Source organism: Micromonospora sp. SD12 (genome assembly GCF_052068495.1).
GTDB classification, from domain to species: domain Bacteria; phylum Actinomycetota; class Actinomycetes; order Mycobacteriales; family Micromonosporaceae; genus Micromonospora; species Micromonospora echinofusca.
This window is the reverse complement of the sequence record NZ_JBQHDF010000002.1, coordinates 130,606-149,971: the sequence shown is the minus strand read 5'-3', so window position 1 is coordinate 149,971 and position 19,366 is coordinate 130,606. Positions and strand designations below refer to the sequence as shown.

The following is a 19,366-nucleotide window of genomic DNA, read 5'->3' as shown; positions in this document are numbered from 1 at the left end:
TTGGAGGGACTGTCAAGCGCAGACTTCGCGCGAGCGGCGTTCTATATCGACCTACTTGGGAGTAGGGGGAGTTCTGCTCGGCCAGCCGCACTCCCGGCAGCTCGACGGCAAGCTGCGAGAGCTGCGTTTCTACCTGGAGCGCGATGCAGTCCGGGTGACGTACTGGATAGCCTCCGATCGGCGGATCATCCTGCTGACCGTGTTTCGCAAGACGCGTATGCGGGAGGACCGGGAGGTGGAACGAGCCCGCCGGGCGCTTGAGCGATGCGTGGCGGAGCGGCACACGGTGAACGAGGGGGCGTAGTGGTGAGTGATCGCGTCGACTGGAACGACCTGCGTGACCGCCGGATGGCGGAACCAGGAGCCGCCGAGGCTTACGAGGCGACGCGCATCGCCTTCGAGCTTGGGCAGGAGGTGCGGCACCTGAGGGAACACAAGGGGTGGAGCCAGAGTCAGTTAGCGAAGTCTGCGGGAATGACCCAGTCCGCCGTTGCCCGGTTCGAGGCTGGCGGCACCGTGCCAACCCTGCCGGTCCTGGAACGTCTCGCACGCGCGCTCAGCATGAAACTGGACGTCAGATTCGCTCCGGACGACGCCGAAGCTGCCTGAGCCGTTCCTTCCCCGAATCGGTTCGTCGTTCCTATGCGGCGAGAGACTCGCACGTGGGGCGGTAAGTGCTGCTCCACGAGTGCGCGGGCGCTGATGCAGCCGCAGGGAGGTCAGCCGGTCCAACCCCTCTTGGCGGGTGCTCATGCGGCGATGGTGCGGGCGGTGGCGTAGACGTCGGCGGGCAGGGCGTGCGCCAACCGCCAGATGATCCGCATGGGCCGGTCGCCGGTGTGCTCCCGGTAGGTCATCGGGCCGGCGTAGAGGTAGGCCGGTGCGCCCAGGTCCCGGTCCGCGACCCGGGTCTCCCGTACGAACAGGTGCACCGTCGAGCCGCGCGAGGCATGGTGGATGTAGCGCTGGCCGGTCGCCGAGGCCGACGACGTGGTGCTCTGCGACTCCCACTGGAACAGGCTGTCGGTGATGGCCCGGTCGGCGTACATGGTGGTGGGGGAGTAGTGCGCCTCCGACTTGACCAGGGTGACGAAGAAGAGGTCGGCCTGGGCGTCGGGCAGCCACTTGACGCCCTCGCGCAGCGATCCCGGGTTCGGCATGCCGAAGGCGGCGCACGCCTCGTTGCGGCTGTAGCGGGCGTGCACCCGCAGCGGCACCTCCGCCGACAGCGGCTCCGGCGTGACCCGGTGGATCCGGTCGCGCAGCACCTCGGCCACCTGCCGCAGCTCGCCGCAGCGGGCCGGCTCCGCCCAGAGCCGCGCCAGCCGCTCGTCCCGGGAGGCCAGCGGCGCGTTCGGCCCCCACAGGTCGAAGTGCAGCATGTCCCAGAGTCGCCCAGCGTCCGGCCGCTGGCCCGCCGCCACCCGGGCCAGCAGGTTCAGGCGGTCCGGGTCGTCGAGGTGCAGCATCCGCCCGATGGCCCGGCCCAATTCCCGGTCGTCCGGCCCCGGCGTCGACGATTCCAGCCCGGCGAGCCGCCGCAGCCCGGTCCACCCGCCGATGGTCGCCGACCGGTAGACGTCCTCGATCTCCACGCCGGTCTCCCGCAGGAACCCGGCGAGGCTGACGTCCCCGAGGTGCCGCAGCTCCGCCAGCAGACCGTTCTTCGACGTCGGCATGACGGTACGCAGGTTGTCGAGCACGACCCGGCGGGCGACGGGGTCCAGCTGGATGTGGCACCCGCTGGGCAGCGACGGGAAGTCCTGCTCGACGGCATCCCTGATCTCCCTGCGGCTGACCCCGGTCAGGGCGCGCCAGCGCAGGTCGAAGCGGAAGTTGGCGTGCTGCCCGCCGATGAAGTCGAGCACCGTCAGGCAGGGCTTGTCGTCGTCCAGGCGCAGCCCCCGGCCGAGCTGCTGGAGGAAGATCGTGGCGCTCTCGGTGGGCCGCAGCATCAGGATCGTGTCGACCATCGGCAGGTCGACGCCCTCGTTGAACAGGTCGACGGTGAAGAGCACCCGCAGCTTGCCGGCCTTGAACTCCCGCAGCAGGTCCTGCTGCACGGGCCGGTCGACCTGGGAGGTCACCGCCGCCGACGGCACTCCGTGCCGGGTGAACCACTCCGCCATGAAGCGGGCGTGGGCGATGCTCACGCAGAACCCGAGCGCCCGCATCCGGTCCACGTCGACCGTGTCGCGTACCGCCGTCAGCACCAGCCGGGCCCGCGCGTCGTTGCCGGTGTAGAGGCCGTCGAGTTCGCCGAGGTCGTACCCCTGGCCGCGCTTCCAGCGCAGCCGCGACAGGTCCACGTCGTCGTGCAGCCCGAAATACTGAAACGGCGCGAGCAACTGCCGCTCCAACGCCTCCCACAGGTGCAGCTCCACCGCCACGCGGCCGTCGAACCACCGCCGTACATCGCGACCGTCGGCCCGGTCGGGGGTCGCCGTCAGCCCCAGCAGTACGCGCGGCCGAAGCCGCTCCAACAGTCGGGCGTACGTCGGTGCCTCCGCGTGGTGGAACTCGTCGACGATCACCATGTCGTACGCCTCGGGGTCGATCTCCCGCCGGTGCAGCGACTGGATGGAGGCGAAGACGTGCCGCCACCTGGTCGGGGTTTTGCCCCCGACCAGCGTTTCGCCGAAGCTGCCGTCGAGCATCACCTGCCGGAACGTCGCCAGGCTCTGGGTGAGGATCTGCTCCTGGTGGGCGACGAAGAGCAGCGAGTCGACCTGACCGTTGCGGTGCAGGCGCCGGAAGTCCAGCGCCGCGACGACCGTCTTGCCGGTGCCGGTCGCCATCACCACCAGGTTCCGGTGCCGGCCGTGCACCTGCCGCTCGGCGTCCAGGTCGGCGAGGATCTCCGCCTGGTACGGGTACGGCCGCACGTCCAGGTTGGCGATCTGCGTGGGCGAGTCCTCGCGCCGCTCCCCGCTGAGCGCGTTGCGTAGCCGCTCGGCGTCCCGGCTGGCGTCGTAGTCCTCGAACGCCGGGTCGTTCCAGTAGTCCTCGAAGGTGGCGGTGAACGTGTCGATGACGTGCGGCTGCTCGACGTTGGAGACGCGCACGTTCCACTCCACGCCGTCGATCAGCGCGGTCTTCGACAGGTTGGACGATCCGACGTACGCGGTGCTCATGCCGTTGTGCCGGCGGAACAGCCACGCCTTGGCGTGCAGTCGGGTGGTCCTGGTCTCGTAGGACACCTTGATCTCGGCGCCCAGCTCGGCGAGCCGGTCGAGGGCCCGCTGATCCGTCGCGCCGAGGTAGGTCGTGGTGATGACGCGCAGCTTGCCGCCCCGGGCGATCAGCTCGCGGATGGCGGGCTCGACGATGCGCAGGCCGTACCACTTGATGAACGCACAGAGCAGGTCGACATGCTCCGCCGACGCCATCTCGTGGGTGACCTCGTGGCCGATGCGGGGCTGGTGGCGGCCGTTGACGAGCAGCGCGCCGGTGGAGAGCGGGGTGGTGGGGCGCTGCGGAAATGCTGGCTGCGCGGGAGGGGTGGGTGGGGCGGCGACGGCGTGCAGGAGGTGCTTGGCGTCGGTGACCTGGTCCTGTGCCGTCGATGCCTGCGGGCTTTCGGCGGCGATGGCGTCGGCGATGCGGTTGGCGAGTTCGATCTGGCGGTGGAGTTTGTCGTCGCCGCTCGGTACGGCGTGCAGGGCGCGGTGGGCCAGGGCGGCGAGGTGACGGGCGAGAGCGTCGGGGGCGTCGGCGGGGTCGAGCTTGTGGTGCTGGACGAGGGCGGGGTCGACGTGCTGGAGGCGGCCGGCCAGCTCGCGGGTGATGAGGTGCTCGTAGATGCCCTGCTCAACATCAGTCATTTGTGAATCCCACTGCTCATAAAAATAGATATGGCCAGCCGTGCTTCGGGGACGGCCTCAGTCCAAGATGGGAAAACTGTAGCCATGCGAGCGAGCTCCAGCGGTCGGTGAAAGTTCTATTTATTGGCTGGGCTCGGAAGAGTGCAGTCGTGAGTATCTGTTATCGTTTGAAGAGTAGGAGCCCTCAGCGCTGAAAGTGTGCTAGCCAATAAAGATCTTCTCAACGTCGCTGTCGATAGCTGCGGAGCGCGATGGCGAAGCGCGCCTGGAGATCCAGTTCTGCCTTTCGTCCGGGAAGTACGCCCACCTCAAACTCCTGCCGCCTCCCTTCAAGCAGATGAACCAGGGATGAGCTCGTTACGGTTGCTGCAAAGATGCATTTCTTCGAGAGGTCCGCAGCAAGTCCCAAAAATTGTCTTCCCATTCCCAGGCTGACGGGCGTTGTGTAGTACTTCCCTTCAACAGTGAGGATCGCGCTACTGCTGGGCGGATCGATTCCCAATTGACGGCAGCGATCGGCGTTCGATTGCGGGAGAACGATGACGTCTGCTTCGTGTGCCACCTTACTCCTGCCGATAACGGCGATTCCCGTATGGACTTCGAGTGGGTCCTTTTGGCTATTTGGAAGGGTTAGGACGGCGTGCGTAAAACTACCTCCAGTGGGGAGCCGCCCAGGGCTGCGGCGAAGGCGGAAGATCGTCGGCGGCAGGTTGGATCCGTCCTCAAAGGATATCTCAAAGCCTTCCTCTGCTGCGGCCTTTAATACGACCGTGAACAGGAAAGCCTCGTATAGGTCGTTGCCGGCAGTTGGTGAAGGTCCACTAGCCGAGAGTGCGGTAGGCATGGCTGCAGGAATAGCGTCCCGTAGCTGTTTAAGAAGATCGTGAGGAGTCCTGCCGGTCGGGGATTCACCCGCGGGTGCCATGTTGTCTCCTAGCAGGTTCCCAGATGTCGTTTCTGGCAATTCTGTCGCCCGGCATGAGCCAGTCGCTGCGGGAAAGCTCCGCTTGGGCGCGGATCTCGTCGATCAGGCTCACAACTGCCCTTGCCCTAGAGGCTGCTGCCTGTGATTCCTCTAGGCTTGGAAGCCGCCACGGCTCCCCCACCCGCCCCCTTACCTCTGCTTCCGGGGGGTCGGCGAATTCTATGCGACCACTCCATGTGTCTATCCAAAGGGAGCCGCCGTCGCCCCTGTCGTCCTCACTAAGTCGGGTCGAGGGCGCTGGGTCTCGATGTGTCGCTACTTCCCGGATATTCGACAGCTCGATTGCTATTTCCTGCTCAATGGCCACTGATCCGGCAGTGGCGACCTCGATTAGGTCGAGAAGCAGCTGCAGCCTCTGCCTGGTTGTTAAAGGTGTGACGACCGCATCCTCATTGCTGAAGCGCGGTCTGGGTGTGCGTCGCCCGACCCCGCTCTGTGGAACTTCGGGGTTGGCGTCTATGGTGATTGAACTTAGCGTAAGGTAATCCGTGATGCCCTCTCCTGTCCGTGGTGGGGTGTGCGCCGTGCGAGAGGACTGTCGCCGGGTATCGTTTGGACTATGCGTAATTCCCTCGGCGGCAAGAATTCTCTCTTGATCTACGAGGAATTCTAATCCGGTTTCGCGCAGAAGTTCTTCAAGAGCTGACAGGAGGTCCTGAATCTGCTCTTCGTTCAAGGGTGCTCCTTTGTTGGTTAAATGGGATTCCTGCCGGTCTGAAACTTGATGATTGCCCTTCCGCTGCGGATGGTCACATTTGTGCACTTAGGGCTTGATCGGTGCGGCGACCGGGACCGTGGTGGCTGGTTGGAGTGCCTGTGGGGATGAAGAGATTTGGATCGGCTCATGGGCTCGTTTGAGATCGGTGGCAACTTCTCGGTGCTGTTTGCTGATACGGGGAGATCTAAGCCTGCTTCTGGGCGTGAGGGGTGGCGGAGCGAAACAATAGTCAGCAACCGAAGGTTTGTGTAGCCTCCACAGCCCACAGCCGTGCAACTTTGGGGTGATTCGATTCATCTATTCGATATCTGTGGTGGTTGTTTGTCGGATCTCGGACAGAAGGAGTGACTCGTGCCCTCGGAACTGACTGAGCGTGTGATCAACCAGGGCGGGCGTGACGCCCAACGTTACGGACGAGTTAGTGCCGTACCTGGTGCCGTCCCAGTCCACTACCTGAGCGCCTGCCTCGCGGGCGATGGCCACACCGGCTGCCATATCCCAGACATGGTTGGATAGCGTAAGCGCGGCATCGAGCTTGCCTTCGGCCAGCCATGCCAAGTCAAGCGCCGCCGTGCCGGTCATTCGAACCCGCTGCACGGACTCGGCGAGCTGCGCGGTCAGGGCGAGCCGGAGTCGGTTTTTGTCCGCCGCACCCTCGCCAACGGCGTAGTCGCCGATGGCCACGATCGCCTCGCTCAGTCGGCTCGTCTGGCTCACCTGAATCGGGCTGCCGTCGACCGTTGCGCCGTCGCCCTGAGCGGCGGCGTAACGGTTGCGGAGGAAGGGCAGCTCGATGACGCCGAGGACCGCCTCGCCGCGGTGCAGCAGCCCGAGCGACACCGCGCAGAGCGGGATGCCTCGCACGAAGTTGGCCGTTCCGTCGATCGGATCGAGCACCCATTGCAGCTCTCCCGACCCGCTGATGCCGTCCTCCTCGCCGAGGAACCCGATGTCGGGAGTCGCGACGCGGAGAAGCTCGCGGACGCTGCGCTCGATCTCGTAGTCCAACGCGGACGCCATGTCGCGGTCGCCCTTGGCTGTGAGTGCACCCGGTGGCTTACGCCGCATGTCCTCGGCCGCCCGCGCAACCGCCTCGATCGCAACAGGCAACAGTGGCCCGTAGTCGCTCACAACTGCTGCCCCCGTCGCCACTGCGTCTCGAAGTGCTGTTCGAACACCGGATACAGTCCGCCGCGAGCCTGTCTCCGTCTGGCGACGAACGCGGGGGAGTCGACCCCTCGGCTCTCCGCGAGGTACGGCTGCGCGACGCAGAGATCGTCGACCAGGATGACGTTGAAGCGCAACGTATCGTCGTAGACCGCCAGTTCCATGCGGTCGTGGAACCCGTCGGGTAGCCGGTCACGTACACGCATCAGCGTTTCGATGTTGAGCTTCGTCAGCCCGGACAACTGCCCCGCCGGAAAGCCCTCCTCCGCCTCGCGTGCCTGGACAGCCTGCCCCGATGGATCGAGGAACAGAAGGCGGACGTGCGCACCGGCCTCGACCAGCTCGTGCCAGCGGCGATCCGGGTAACCCTGCGACAGGAGGTTGAGCGACAGGCCAACGGCGCGCACAGTGCTCGCGCCGCCGAGCAGTTGATCGGGCGGAATGTTGGTGGAGAACTCGGAGCGGTTCGGGTGGACGGCGACGAGGTCTCCGAACCGCTCCTCACCCACGTTGCCCGCGCCGGACGGGTCGAGAATCGCGGAGAGCGCGAGGACCACATCGCCGGGTGGGACTGTGCTCGTCTCCCAGTTGGTGATGTCGTCACCGGTGGGCCGCCAAGTCAGCGTTCGGGCCAGCGCGGCGGCGAAGTCTCCGACGCTAAGTCCGAGGGCTTGACGAGTTCGGGCAACCTGCTCGCGCGCGGCGGCTCCAAGGTCGAGCACGTCCCTGGAGCCCGGGGCTGGCGGGTTCGCCTGAGGTAGCGCCGCGGCGAACCGGCGCTGCGCCTCGTGGGCAGCCTGGGCGAGGGCAGTGTCCAGGGCCGCCTGCATCTCCGGGCGGGGGTTCACGTACTCCCCGCCGGCTTCCCACTTGGAAACGGTCCGTTCGGCCACGCCCAGGTGCACGGCGAAGTCACGGATGCTCATGCGGAGCGCATGGCGGAGTGTCTTCGTCTCGCGGCCGGTCCATCGCTGCACGGGTGTCATCGTGCCGCCTTCGATCATGTCGAGAACGGTCATCGTGCACCTTACCGGCAGCAGATGCAGCGCAGTTACTGGCCAAGTGCAGTGCGTGGTCGTTCTGGTCTTCCCGAAGCTCAGAAATGGTGGATCTATGGCCCGGGGCGGGTGCTGGCTCCGGAACTGCGTCGGTCCCCGAACGACACAGCTCCGCTCCCGCCCACCCCGGCGCCACTCCACCAGCCGCAACGCGAGGGGCAGAAGAACGTGACCACCCTGATCGACGTCATCCCGGCACTGACCATCGCCACCGCAGAGGAAGCCGAAGCCCGACCCGAGCAGGGCGGCTGGGCGTGACCGTGCAGGAGGTGGTCGGCCAGTGGCTGCGGCTCGTGGTGGCGGACGCGGAGCTGTCGCCGTACCTCATCGGGGTCGACCTGGAGCGGCTCGGCGCGCACCTGGCGGCGGGCCTCGCCGCGGCAGTCGAGGGCCAGCCGGCGACCGACCCGTGGCGCGGGTTCGGCCTGTCGGAGGAGCAGCACCGGCGCGTCGTCGACTACCTGGCGGGGGTGCTCTGGGCGCTCGACGTGCCCGACGAGCGGATCGCCCGCGCCCGCCGGGCCTTCGCCGGCGAGGTGGGCGCGTGACCATCGCCGCCGCCTGGGAGACGGCCGTCGAGCGGGGCGTCGACGACTTCTGGTGCACGCTGGAGGATCGTCGCCCCGGCCTGCTCCCCGAGCGGGACGCGCCGCTGCTCTTCGCCGCGCTCGGCCGCCTCACGGTCGGCGGCGACGGCCCGGCCGGGCGGGCGGCGCTGCTGGCGGTGCTCGGCCGCGCGTACCGCCAGCATGGCCTGCTGCCACACGCCGCCACGATCGGCGACGCGCTGCTCGCCGCCGTCGCCCGGCACGCCCGCCCACTGTGGACGCGGCGGCTCGCCGATGCCTGGGAGCACGCCGGCCGCCGCGCCGACGAGGCCGTGCGCCGCGCCGTCGCCCGCGCCGACGACGGGCCAGCCTGGTGCCCCGCCGAGGTGATCGGCCACGACCGGCCGTGCGACACGATCGCCATTCTGACCGTACGCCCCTGGCAGCGCCTGCCCTTCCGGCCCGGCCAGGCGGTCCCGGTCTGCACGCCGCGCCGGCCCGGCCGCTGGCGCTGGCTCTCCCCGGCCAACGCCCCGCGCCCCGACGGCACCGTCGAGCTGCACGTCCGCGCCATCGCCGCCGGGGCCGTCGCCCACAGCCTCGTCCACGACGTACGCCCCGGCGAGCTGCTCTGGCTCGGCCCGCCGCGTGACGCCGGGCTTTGCCTGGACCCGTCCGCGCGGCGGGACCTGCTGCTCGTGGCCGGGGGCACCGGGCTGGCGCCGCTGCGCGCCCTGGTCGAGCAGGTCGCCGCCGCGCCCGACGGCCGGCGGGTGACCCTGGTCGTCGGCGCGCGCACCTTCGCGGACCTGTACGACGCGCCCGCCCTCGACAGCCTCCAGCGTGCCCACCACTGGCTGACCGTCGTGCCCGCCCTCAGCCACGACCCCGGCGCCGAGCCTGCCGAGCGGGGCGACGCCCTCACCGTCGCCCTCGGCCACCGCCGCCCCGAGCACGACGTGTACGTCTGCGGCCCGCCCCCGATGCTCGCCGGTGCGCGGCTGCGGCTGCTCGCCGCCGGGGTGTCCGCCGACCGCATCCACCTGCCGGCGGAGCTGGTGCCCTGATGGCCGTCTACCGCAGCCGCCACGCCCTGCCCGGCCCGCTCACCCCCGACCGGGTCCTCGACGTCACCCTGCCGCGTACGCCGCTCGGCCGGCGCGGCTACCGGGTCGACGAGGTCGACGCGCTGCTGTGCCGCCTCGCCCACGAGCTGCGCGACCGCACCCGCCAGCTCGACCTGACCCGCGCCGAGAACCACCGCATCAAGGAGGCGCTGCGCACCTGGCAGACCCGGCACGCCGAGGAGCGCTCGCGCGCCCGGCAGGCCGGTTCCTCCTGAGTGGACGGAGTGACGCCACCCGATCGGCCACGAGCACGATGATCACTAGGATCGGCGCCGTGATGATCAAACGACGGCTTCCGGCAGTCCTTTTAGGACTGTTGGTGGCCTTCCCGACACTGGGCGTTCCCGCCTACGCCGACGAGCACGAGACCGAGCCCGTCGAACCGCCCAAAGTGGAGCTGGTGCTCGACGTGAGCGGCTCGATGCGGGCCAAGGACATCGGCGGGCGCTCCCGCATCGCCGTCGCGCAGGAGGCGTTCAACGACGTCGTGGACGCGTTGCCCGAGACGACGGATCTCGGCATCCGGGTCCTCGGTGCCACCTACGGCGGCGACGACAAGAAGGTCGGCTGCCAGGACACCCAGCAGCTCGTACCGGTCGGCCCCGTCGACCGGGTGAAGGCCAAGAACGCCATCGCCACCCTGCGCCCGACCGGCTTCACCCCCGTCGGGTTGGCCCTGCGCGAGGCGGCCAAGGACCTCGGCACCGGCGAGACCACCCGGCGCATCGTGCTCATCACCGACGGCGAGGACACCTGCGCGCCGCCGGACCCCTGCGAGGTGGCCCGCGAGCTGGCCGCCCAGGGCACCAAACTGGTGGTCGACACGCTCGGCCTCATCCCCGACGAGAAGGTACGCAGGCAGCTCGTCTGCATCGCCTCGGCGACCGGCGGCACCTATACCTCCGCGCAGAGCAAGGACGACCTGACCCGGCGGATCAAACAGCTCGTGGAACGGGCCAAGGACACGCACGCCAAGACGCCGGCGAAGGTGGCCGGCACCGACGTCTGCGCCAAGGCACCCGTGCTCACCCCCGGCGTCTACACCGACCGGGAGCGCTTCGAGGAGCACCGGTGGTACCGGATCCCGGTCCAGCCGGGGCAGGAGCTGCGGGCCTCGGTGAGCATCGGCCTGGACCGGCCGTTGAACCGGGACTACGGCGTACTGCTGCGGGCCACCGCCACCGACGGGCGGGAACTGGTCCGGGGCAACGACGCCGGCAGCGGTCGTACCGACGTGCTGTCGACCGGCGTGCGCTGGGCGGCGGCGGACGACGACGAGGAGGAGTCGGAGGACGGCGACGAGGGCGGCCTCTTCTCCGACTCGACGGAGAAGGCTCCCGAGCCCACCGTCGTCTGCCTGGTCGTTAGCAACTCCTTCTCCGCCAAGGCGGGTGCCGGTCAGGCCCCGGGCATGCCGCTCGAACTGACCGTCGACCTGGTCGACGCGTCGCCCGCCCCGAACAGCCCGGGCCTCGGCCGGGGCTGGGTGCTGCTGGGCGTACTGACCCTCGCGGGTCTGCTCAGTGGGTTGATCGTTGGTTGGCTGACCCGTTGGTGGGTAGCGGTCTGGAGGACCCGATGACGATGCGGAAGGCTCCGGCCCTGATCTCGGCCCGCCGGGCGGCGGTGCTGCTCGCCGCCACCGGTATCGCCGTCGCGCTGCCGGCCGCCGCCGGCGCCGACACGCCCACCCCGTCGCCGGGGGCCGCCACCATCAACAAGGCCGGCACCTCGTTCCTCACCGCCGCCGGCATCAGCCCCGGCCAGCCCGTACGGGTCGGTGCCTCCGTGGGCGACTACCTGTACTGGTCGTTCACGGCAGCGGCGGGGGACACCCATCACGTGGCGGCCACCGTGTCGCTGCCCGCCGCGGCGAGCCGGAAGGGCGACTCCACCTGGACCGTCGAGGTCTTCGACGGGCTGCGCCGCCGGCAGGCGTGCGTCGCCGGGGCACAGGCCCCGGTGGCCTCCAAGAGCGCCGCCACCGTCGAACTCGACTGCGAGCTGCGCCAGGTGCGCTCGTGGGCCGAGCCGTGGTCGGGTGACCCGCTGCCGGGCACGTACTACGTCCGGCTGTCCGGCATCGAGTTGCCGGAGCAGGAACTGGGCCTGCCGATCGAGGTGAGCCTGCTCGTCGGGGTGGAGTCCGACGGCGACACCGAGCCGGAGGGCGGCGACCTGAAGGAGCCCCTGGTCCCGGCGGTGAACCCGGGCAAGGTGCTCGCCGGCGACCCGACCGCCAGCGCGCCGGCCCCGGCGGCGGCCGGTGACGAGGAGGACGGCTGGTTCGACTGGGTCCGGTGGCCGAGCCTGTCGTCCCGCTGGTACTGGACCATCGCCGGCGGCATCCTGGCCGCCGTCGCGGGTGTGGTCGGCTTCGCCCTGACCCGCCCCCGCCAGCGCGTCAACTGACGATCGCGCGGTGCCGGGCACGGTGAAACCGGTGCACCGGACGAACGAGATCGACGATGACGGCAGGGCGGGCATGACCGAACGGGTCGTGTCCGCCCTGCTCCACCGCCGTAAGTGGGCCGGAATGCCGTGACGGTCCTCGACGCCACGGCGGTGGCCGGGTCGGCGGGTCAGGCTCCCGGCGGCCGGTAGGCCATCCTCATCCGGAGCGCCTCGTCCATGTCCTGGGGCGTCAGGAGCGGGTTGACCCGGGTGTCCAAACCGCCGGCCGCCCGGATCGTGGCGGCCAGGGCGACGGCGGTCTGCTGGTCGGAAAGGTCGCAGATCACGTACGCGTCGTGTGTGCCGAGCGCGAAGTGCAGCGACTCCATCCGGCCGCCGGTGTTCTCGATCAACGCCTGGATCACCTCGGCGCGTCTCGTCCCGCCGTCCTTCATCAACCCGTTGATCCCCTCGACCGTGTAGGTCGCCGTGAACAGGAACTTCGCCATCCGGGCACCACCTCCAGATCCCGGCCGCGCGTACCCGGTCTGCCGGTGTCTAGTCCTGCCGCTCACCGGGACGCGGCCGGGCGGAGCCAGAACGCCGGGGCTCGCCAGCTCACTTCCGCCACGCTGGCGCCATCCGTTCGGACATCTCGCGCCAGAACGTACGCAGGTCCCTGCGGTTGACCGCCTGCCAGTCGGCCCGCGCGCCGGGCCGGAACCAGTGCCCGACGAGGTCGATCTGGTGGGCGCAGAAGACCTCCTCCATCTGGTACGGCAGCTCGTCGCCCTTCGGTGGCAGTGGGCACAGCCGGAACGGGCAGTCGTCGATGCAGGTGGAGCCCGGCTGGACGTCGTGCGCCTGGCGGCGGCTGAGGGTGACCCGCATGGCGCTGCGGTCGATGGTGAGGCACGGGGGCAGGTCGGACCGGCTGGCCCGGGTGAGCCGGCGGGCCCGCTCGATGCCGTTCTGGCCCCGGTCGGCGAGGTTGAGCAGCAGCATCACGTCGGCCAGCAGCCGTTGCGCCCGGGGCTCCAGGACGGCCCAGCCGTGCGAGGCGGGCAGCCAGGAGTCCTGGAGCCGGCGGATGCCGGGCTGCGGGCTGACCGTGCCCACCCGCCCGACGATCTCCCGCTCGTCGATCCAGCAGCGTCGTTCGGGGTGCCGGTCGACGAGCGACTCGACGCACAGGTCCGCGACCTTGCGGACGAGCGGATGGTCGGTGCCGCTGTGGCGGTACGGGGCGCGGTCGCCGCCGCCGGCGATCGAGGTCCAGAAGTCGACCAGCCCGCGCGGGTCCGATCCGTGGCCCCGCTCGCGCAGCGTCTCGCCGGGGTCGCGGGGCAGGGCCAGCAGGGTCAGCGCCTGGATGAGCACCAGGTGGGAGTACCAGAACCGGGAGTGCCGCAGCGCCTTCTCGGCCTCCTCGATCAGCAGGCTGCGGTGCGCCGGATAGACCCGGCAGTTCGCCGCGAGGCGGAACCCCTGGGCGAGCGTGAGCTCGTAGACGCGGGCGCCGTCGGTGGCGTCGGTGACCAGCCGGTGCACCCAGTGCCGCAGGGCCCGGTGGGCCTCGTGCCGCCAGTTCGGCTCGCCGGGGGCGTGCGCGTCGTCGGCGTAGAGGAACAGCGACGGCGTCAGCCAGGTGCGCACCTCGTCGAGTCGTTCCCGGCCCGGCGAGTCGTCCGCCTGCTCGAACGGCAGGTTGCGCAGCGCCCGTACGGCCGCGTTGCCGCCGGCGGCGATCTCGCGGGCCGCGGCCAGCCGGGGAAGGTAGGACGTCTCGTCGGCCATCATGAGGAACAGTTGGTCGTACTGCGGGGTGGGCCGCTGCGACCGGAACCCGGTGGGGGCGGGTGGCCGGTCCACGAGCTGCCGGGCGGCGTCGCCGTACCGGTGCACGAGGGCGATCTTGGCGTCCTCGAGCGGGCGGTCGGTGACGGACCCGTCGCCCTGATAGTGGCACCAGGCGCCGCGGATGGCGTCGGCCAGTCGCCGGTGCGAGGTGTGCCCGGTGGCGGCGTCCATCTCCAGCGCGGCCGCGAACATCTCCAGCGCCCGCGTGCGGTTGCGGGTACGCGCGGCCTCGTCGCAGAGTCGCCGCAGGAAGTCGATCGACCTCTTCCGGGTGGCGTTCGCGTCCCGGCTGTCGACGGGCAGCCCCACCTTCCGCCGTACGGCGTCGCCGAGGCGCGGCAGGTTCCCGGCCCGTACGGTCGGCCGTCGTCGCCCGTCCAGTTGCTCGAACGCGCCCGCGCTGCGGGCGTGCAGGGTGAGGGCGGCCAGCAGCTCCCGCCCGGGACCGTGGTGGTGGCCGAAGGCCCGGGCGAGGAAGCCGGGGTCGCGCGTGGCGGCGGTGAGGAAGCGCGAGCCGAGGTACGCCTGGACGACGCCGTGCTGGAAGCGCACCCCGTCCTGCCGCTTCAGCACGATGTTCAGCGCGTCCCCGGTGGTCTCGGCCAGCCCGACGTCCTGCGCGTTGTCGGCGTCGAGCTTGCACAGCCGGTTCCGCAGCTCGGTCAGGATCCACTGCCGGCTGGCGTCTGCGGTGTCGCCGCCGGTGAGTTCGGTCGTCCGCACGAACAGCCGGTTGTCGCGCAGTCCGAGGCAGGCGAGGGCGGAGAGCACCTCGATCGCGTCGGAGCGCTCGACCTGCGGCAGGCCGTAGTCCTCGTACAGGTCACCGGCGACGGTGGCGTGGTACCACTCCTCCAGCAGGCACCACCGCAGCGCGGCCCTGCCCGGCCCCGTCGGCTCGACGCGGTCCAGCCGGTCGACCTCGTGGAGCTGCCCGATGATCCGCAGGTAGAACGGCGAGTCCGCGACGTCGGCGGCCTTGACCAGTTCGCTGATGCGGTCCCACCGGTGGCCCGCTTCCGAGCGGTGGCTGCGGGCCCGCACGTATTCCAGGGCGGGGCCCTGGGCGAGCGGCTCCAGTTGCAGCAGCAGCGCGTCCAGCCCGCGCAGCGGATCGTCGGGACGCGAGGCGACCACCAGGGGTAGGCGCTCGCGGACCGCGGTGTGGATCGCGTCCCGTAGCACGCTGTCCCGGTCGGCGGGCTCGCCGGCGTCGGCGAGGCTCTCCTCCAGCCCGTCGGCGAGCACCACGAGGCGGTTCTCCAGCCAGAGCCGCCGCCAGATCCGGTCGGCCTCGCCCGAGGACCGCAGCCGGGTGTCGATGGTGCTCTCGAACTGCGCGAGGGCGAGCTGGCGGAAGTTCAGCTTCTCCGGATCGGTGACGCTGCGCAGGTCGACCCCGACCGGTACGACGTCGGCGGCCATCAGCATCTCCGCGAGTCGCGCCAGGGTGGCCGTCTTGCCGGTGCCGATGCCGCCGACCAGGAGCAGCGGTCGCCGGGTCGCCCGGTCGCGCAGCCGCTGGATCAGCAACTCGCACAGCTCGTCGCGGCCGACGACGTCGCTCGGGTCGAGGCCCCGCTCGGCGCTGGGCAGCACCATCCGGCTGTTGCGCATCACGCTGTGCCGGTACCAGCGGCGGACCGGGACGTAACGCCAGTAGTAGAAGAACGCGACGCCCAGCGCCGCGACCATCAGGGGCTTGACGAAGCCCTGCACCTGCCCGCAGTAGTACGCCCTCGGCTGGTTTCCCCCGCACCACCGGGTGACCGGCAGGAGGCGCGGCTCGGTGTCGAGGACCGTCAGGACCAGGGAGAGCACGGTCCAGCCGAGCAACGCCCAGGCGACGGCGACGATCGTCCACCGCAGCCAGCGGCGGTAGCGCCACCGCACCCGGCCGCTGGCCCGCTCGTCGGACCGTCGGCGGCGGTCCCGCTCCGTCCGGCGTTCCCGTCGGGTACGCCACCGGCGCCGGCGCTGGCGTAGCCACAGCTGGGCCGCCCAGACCGGACCACGTTTCGGCCCGCGCACGGACACCCCCATGGTCGACGTGGCCGGTCGACGGACGGAGGCGTCCCGGCCCTCACGTTCACGTTAATGCGGTTCCCGCAGGTGGGAGCCCGGTTTCGGCGTTCCCGCGCCGGCCGGTCACGCCAGAGGCGCCGGACCCTCTACAGTCGACGGTCTCATCGAGGCGACGGCGAGAGGGTACGGATGCGCATCGGCATCAACACGTGGGCGTGGGCGGCGCCGCTGACCGACGAGGCGCTCGCCGAACTGGCCCCACGGATCAGGGCCTGGGGCTTCGACGCCGTCGAGCTGACCGTCCAGGCGCCCGGCGACTGGGACCCCGACCGCGCCGCCGGCCTGCTCGCCGGGCTGGGCCTGGCCCCCGCCGTCTGCGCCGGCCTGCTGCCCGAGCACGACCTGCTCGCCGACGACGAGGAGGTCGTACGGCGTACGGAAGAGTTCGTGCGGCAGTGCGTGCGGGCCGCCGGCCGGGTGGGGGCCGCCGTGGTGGCGGGCCCGCTCTACGCGCCGGCCGGCCGGCGGTGGCTGCTGGACGCGGACGCCCGGCGGGCCACCGTCGCGCGCCTCGTCGAGCGGCTCCGGCCCCTGGCCGACGAGGCCGCCGGCCAGGGCGTGACGATCGCTCTCGAACCGCTCAACCGGTTCGAGACGAGCTTGCTCAACACCGTCGAGCAGGCGCTGGAGGTGGTGGCCGACGTCCCCGGCCTGGGCCTCGCCCTGGACACCTTCCACCTGAACATCGAGGAGCGCGACCTGCCGGCCGCCGTCCGGCTGGCCGGCGACCGGCTCGCGCACGTGCAGGTGTGCGGCAACGACCGTGGGGTGCCCGGCGGCGACCACCTCGACTGGCCGGGGATGTTCGACGCCCTGACCGGCATCGGCTACCGCGGCCAGGTGAACATCGAGTCGTTCACCGCCGAGGCGCTGGCCGTGCCGATGTCCGTGTGGCGGCCCCTCACCGCCGACCCCGACACCCTCGCCATCGAGGGGCTGGCCTTCCTGCGCGGCCTGACCGGGCGTAATCTCCCGTAGACCTCGGGGGGAAGGTGGGATCGATGCGCTCCGGGCTGGAGGTGCCGCCGGCGGTCGAGGCGGAGCGGGTCATCACCGCCGTACTGGCCGACCTGCGCTCCGGCGACCATCGCGGCGTCGTGGTCGACTCGCCGCCGGGGGCCGGCAAGTCGACCCTGGTGGTGCGCGCCGCCGTGGAGCTGGCCGCCGCCGGCGAGCCGCTGATCATCGTCGCGCAGACCAATGAGCAGGTCGACGACCTCATCGACCGGCTGGCGCGCAAGGCGCCCGAGCTGCGCATCGGCCGGCTCTCCGCCGCCGACTACCGGCCGTCCGCGCGGGTCAGGGGCCACGAGACGGTCCGGGTCGCCGCGAAGGTCGCCGACCTCGGCGGTCCGGCCGTCATCATCGGTACGGCCGCCAAGTGGGCGACGGTCGCCGAGGGCTCCTGGCCGTGGGCGATCGTGGACGAGGCGTACCAGATGCGCTCGGACGCCCTGCTGCGCGTGGCCGGGCGGTTCGAGCGGGCGCTGTTCGTCGGCGACCCCGGTCAGCTCGACCCGTTCTCGACCGTGGAGACGGGTCGCTGGACGGGCCTGACCTGGGACCCGATGCAGTCGGCGGTGGCGGTGCTGCTGCGGCACAACCCGGAGCTGCCCGTGCACCGGCTGCCGGTGTCGTGGCGGCTGCCCGCCTCGGCGGCGCCGGTGGTCGCGGCGGCGTTCTACCCGTTCACCGGGTTCCGTGCCGGCACCGGCTCCGCCGACCGGGCGCTGCACCTCGCCGAGCCCGGGGCGGGGGACGCCCTGGACCGGACCGTGGAGCTGGCCGCCGCCACCGGCTGGGCCCTGCACGAGCTGCCGGCGCGGCAGACCCTGCGTACCGATGGCGAGGCCGCCTCGGCCTGTGCGGCCCTGGCGCTGCGGGTGCTCCAGCGCGGCGCGGTCGCCGTCAGCGAGCACGCGCCGGCGGGCGCGCCGGTCACCGCCGACCGGATCGCCGTCGGGGCCGCCCACCGTGACCAGGTCGCGGCCATCCGCGCGCACCTGGGCGAGGCCGGGGCGGGCATCACCGTCGACACCGCCAACCGGCTCCAGGGCCGGGAGTACGACGTGACGATCGTGCTGCACCCGCTGTCGGGCCGCCGCGACGCGACCGCGTTCCACCTCGAGTCGGGGCGGCTGTGCGTGCTGACGTCGCGGCACCGGCACGCGTGCGTCGTCGTGGCGCGCGCCGGGATCGGCGAGCTGTTGGACGCCCACCCGTCGACGGAGATCGTGCACCTCGACGTGCCGGTCAGGTTCCCCGACGGCTGGGAGGCCAACCAGACGATCCTCGCCCTGCTCGCCGCCACGACGGCGACCGCCTGACGCGGCCGTACGCCGTTCGCCGCCGGCCGCGCCACGGATGGTGGCCGACCGCGCGCTGACGGCCGCGTACGCCGTCCGGGGGCCGCGCGGCGTCGGCGCGGGCCCTCGGGCGGGCTGGCGCTCCGTCGTCGGGGCGAGCAGTCGATTACTTGACGTAGTCGGCTTGGAGATAATGCCTGGTCGAGTGACTACCTAGCGTGAGATTCGTTAATCGCACCGCCTTCGTGCCGGTCGGACCCCACATCTGCGGGAGGCCGTCACCGAGGCGACAGACAGGAGAGTCACATGTCAGCTCAGCCAGTCGCCCGCCGGCCCCGACCCCGCGCGGTCGCCCTCCTCCTCGGCGCCGCCGTGGCGGCCGGGGTGATCGTCCCCGCCGCTCCCGCGTCGGCCGCCGTCCCCGGCCTCGTCCGGATCGCCGCGACCAGCGCCAGCAACTCGAACGACTTCCGTAGCGTCACGGCGACCTGCCCGGTGGGCAAGGTGCTGACCGGGACGGGTTACGAGCTCAACGGTGCGACCGGCGAGGCGGTGGTCGACGACCTGCGGCCCAACGGCGGCCCGGCCGTCGCGCCGACCGCCGTCACCGTCGGGGCGTACGAGGCGGAGGCGTTCGCGGGCAACTGGTCCCTCACCGCGTTCGCCATCTGCGCCAACCCGGTCACGGGACTGGTGCGCGTCTCGGCGGCCAGCGCCAGCAACTCGAACGACTTCCGTAGCGTCACGGCGACCTGCCCGGTGGGCAAGGTACTGACCGGGACGGGTTACGAGCTCAACGGTGCGACCGGCGAGGCGGTGGTCGACGACTTCCGGCCCAACGGTGGTGTGGCCGCCGCGCCGACCTCCGTCTTCGTGGGCGCGTACGAGGCCGACGCCTTCGCCGGCAACTGGTCCGCGACGGCGTACGCGATCTGCGCCAACCCCCTGGCGGGCCTGGTCCGCATCTCGGCGGTGAGCCCCAGCGACTCGAACGACTTCCACAGCGTCGCCGCGGCCTGCCCGTTCGGCAAGGTGCTGACCGGGGCCGGCTACGAACTCAACGGCGTCACGGGCGAGGGCGTGGTCGACGACTTCCGCCCCAACGGCGGTCCCGCCGCCGCGCCGGCCACCGCCACCGTCGGCGCGTACGAGGAGGACACGTTCACCGGCAACTGGACCAGCACCGCGTACGCCATCTGCGCGACGGCGTAGCCGGCGGCACCGGCCGGTGGCGTCGCCCCGACCCGGGGCCGGCGCCACCGGCCGAACCCCGCGCCGCCGCCGTCACTCCGGC

Annotated in this window: 17 protein-coding genes; 10 read left to right on the top strand and 7 right to left on the bottom strand. The window is 71.0% G+C overall.

Annotation, left to right across the window (positions count from 1 at the left end):
• The first annotated feature begins 55 nt into the window (after window positions 1-55).
• Together ACTMS2_RS04470 and ACTMS2_RS04465 are read left to right on the top strand one after the other, a co-directional pair.
• The gene (locus ACTMS2_RS04470; protein WP_441174239.1) at window positions 56-304 is read left to right on the top strand and encodes a type II toxin-antitoxin system RelE/ParE family toxin; all 249 of its coding nucleotides are present in this window, start codon (window positions 56-58) and stop codon (window positions 302-304) included.
• A 2-nt stretch (window positions 305-306) separates the two neighbouring features.
• Window positions 307-609: a helix-turn-helix domain-containing protein gene (locus ACTMS2_RS04465; protein ID WP_441174238.1), complete on the top strand. Its 303-nt coding sequence runs from the start codon at window positions 307-309 to the stop codon at window positions 607-609.
• Between the two features lie 140 nt (window positions 610-749).
• Here the strand turns inward: ACTMS2_RS04465 and ACTMS2_RS04460 are convergent, their stop codons facing one another.
• The 5 genes from ACTMS2_RS04460 to ACTMS2_RS04440 all read right to left on the bottom strand — a co-directional run bounded on the left by ACTMS2_RS04460 (window position 750) and on the right by ACTMS2_RS04440 (window position 7,713).
• Complete coding sequence (locus tag ACTMS2_RS04460) at window positions 750-3,824, bottom strand: DUF3427 domain-containing protein (protein WP_441174237.1); 3,075 nt, start codon at window positions 3,822-3,824, stop codon at window positions 750-752.
• A 220-nt stretch (window positions 3,825-4,044) separates the two neighbouring features.
• Entirely contained in the window at window positions 4,045-4,668 is a 624-nt protein-coding gene (locus tag ACTMS2_RS04455) for a hypothetical protein (RefSeq protein ID WP_441174236.1), read from the bottom strand.
• Window positions 4,669-4,732: 64 nt separating this feature from the next.
• On the bottom strand, window positions 4,733-5,485 hold the full coding sequence (locus tag ACTMS2_RS04450) for a hypothetical protein (RefSeq protein ID WP_441174235.1): 753 nt from the start codon (window positions 5,483-5,485) through the stop codon (window positions 4,733-4,735).
• Between the two features lie 339 nt (window positions 5,486-5,824).
• Window positions 5,825-6,658: an inositol monophosphatase family protein gene (locus ACTMS2_RS04445; protein ID WP_441174234.1), complete on the bottom strand. Its 834-nt coding sequence runs from the start codon at window positions 6,656-6,658 to the stop codon at window positions 5,825-5,827.
• Window positions 6,655-7,713 (bottom strand): DUF5919 domain-containing protein, encoded by a 1,059-nt coding sequence (locus tag ACTMS2_RS04440; RefSeq protein ID WP_441174233.1) that lies wholly within the window; start codon window positions 7,711-7,713, stop codon window positions 6,655-6,657. Before ACTMS2_RS04440 ends, ACTMS2_RS04445 begins: the two co-directional genes overlap by 4 nt.
• 293 nt (window positions 7,714-8,006) lie before the next feature.
• Between ACTMS2_RS04440 and ACTMS2_RS04435 the strand changes: the two genes are divergently transcribed.
• From ACTMS2_RS04435 to ACTMS2_RS04415, 5 genes are all read left to right on the top strand, one after another.
• A complete protein-coding gene (locus ACTMS2_RS04435; RefSeq protein ID WP_441174232.1) occupies window positions 8,007-8,300 on the top strand; it encodes a hypothetical protein in 294 nt (97 codons plus the stop codon).
• Window positions 8,297-9,367, top strand: coding sequence for an FAD-binding oxidoreductase (locus tag ACTMS2_RS04430; protein ID WP_441174231.1), 1,071 nt, complete (start codon window positions 8,297-8,299; stop codon window positions 9,365-9,367). The genes ACTMS2_RS04435 and ACTMS2_RS04430 overlap by 4 nt, the downstream gene beginning before the upstream one ends.
• Window positions 9,367-9,642: a DivIVA domain-containing protein gene (locus tag ACTMS2_RS04425; protein ID WP_441174230.1), complete on the top strand. Its 276-nt coding sequence runs from the start codon at window positions 9,367-9,369 to the stop codon at window positions 9,640-9,642. The genes ACTMS2_RS04430 and ACTMS2_RS04425 overlap by 1 nt, the downstream gene beginning before the upstream one ends.
• A 62-nt stretch (window positions 9,643-9,704) precedes the next feature.
• On the top strand, window positions 9,705-11,009 hold the full coding sequence (locus ACTMS2_RS04420) for a VWA domain-containing protein (RefSeq protein ID WP_441174647.1): 1,305 nt from the start codon (window positions 9,705-9,707) through the stop codon (window positions 11,007-11,009).
• Window positions 11,006-11,839 (top strand): peptidase, encoded by an 834-nt coding sequence (locus ACTMS2_RS04415; protein ID WP_441174229.1) that lies wholly within the window; start codon window positions 11,006-11,008, stop codon window positions 11,837-11,839. Before ACTMS2_RS04420 ends, ACTMS2_RS04415 begins: the two co-directional genes overlap by 4 nt.
• A 170-nt stretch (window positions 11,840-12,009) precedes the next feature.
• Here ACTMS2_RS04415 and ACTMS2_RS04410 read toward each other — a convergent pair whose 3' ends face one another.
• Window positions 12,010-12,330: a GYD domain-containing protein gene (locus ACTMS2_RS04410; protein WP_441174228.1), complete on the bottom strand. Its 321-nt coding sequence runs from the start codon at window positions 12,328-12,330 to the stop codon at window positions 12,010-12,012.
• Between the two features lie 109 nt (window positions 12,331-12,439).
• Window positions 12,440-15,712 (bottom strand): NACHT domain-containing protein, encoded by a 3,273-nt coding sequence (locus tag ACTMS2_RS04405; RefSeq protein ID WP_441174227.1) that lies wholly within the window; start codon window positions 15,710-15,712, stop codon window positions 12,440-12,442.
• Window positions 15,713-15,895: 183 nt separating this feature from the next.
• Between ACTMS2_RS04405 and ACTMS2_RS04400 the strand changes: the two genes are divergently transcribed.
• The 3 genes from ACTMS2_RS04400 (at window position 15,896) to ACTMS2_RS04390 (ending at window position 19,284) form a co-directional block, all read left to right on the top strand.
• A complete protein-coding gene (locus ACTMS2_RS04400; RefSeq protein WP_441174226.1) occupies window positions 15,896-16,744 on the top strand; it encodes a sugar phosphate isomerase/epimerase family protein in 849 nt (282 codons plus the stop codon).
• A gap of 23 nt (window positions 16,745-16,767) precedes the next feature.
• Window positions 16,768-18,093 (top strand): AAA family ATPase, encoded by a 1,326-nt coding sequence (locus tag ACTMS2_RS04395; RefSeq protein WP_441174225.1) that lies wholly within the window; start codon window positions 16,768-16,770, stop codon window positions 18,091-18,093.
• A gap of 285 nt (window positions 18,094-18,378) precedes the next feature.
• Complete coding sequence (locus ACTMS2_RS04390) at window positions 18,379-19,284, top strand: hypothetical protein (RefSeq protein ID WP_441174224.1); 906 nt, start codon at window positions 18,379-18,381, stop codon at window positions 19,282-19,284.
• The last annotated feature ends 82 nt before the right edge of the window (window positions 19,285-19,366 follow it).